Source organism: Larkinella sp. C7, from assembly GCF_006149005.1.
In the GTDB taxonomy this organism is placed as follows: Bacteria; Bacteroidota; Bacteroidia; order Cytophagales; family Spirosomataceae; genus Larkinella.
The window spans coordinates 269-480 of record NZ_VBSL01000145.1 but is presented as its reverse complement, the minus strand read 5'-3'; the positions used below and the strand labels follow the sequence as shown (position 1 = coordinate 480).

Annotated in this window: 1 tRNA gene; it reads left to right on the top strand. The window is 39.6% G+C overall.

Annotated features, from left to right (window positions below):
* The first annotated feature begins 12 nt into the window (after positions 1-12).
* A tRNA-Thr gene (locus FH871_RS34815) sits at positions 13-83 on the top strand.
* The last annotated feature ends 129 nt before the right edge of the window (positions 84-212 follow it).

The following is a 212-nucleotide window of genomic DNA, read 5'->3' as shown; positions in this document are numbered from 1 at the left end:
TATAAATAGGTAGCCGCTGTAGTTAAATGGTATAATAGAGCAATGGTAATGCTCCGTTCCGAGTTCGATTCTCGGTGGTGGCAGTCTAAGTGAGAGGGTTGAAACATTTGTTTCAGCCCTTTCTTGCTTTTTTATCATACTCAATAAAAAGCAAAATTTGATACTTTCTTAAAAGTGCGGACGCAAGCAAACTCCTCTCGGAGTTTCATTGC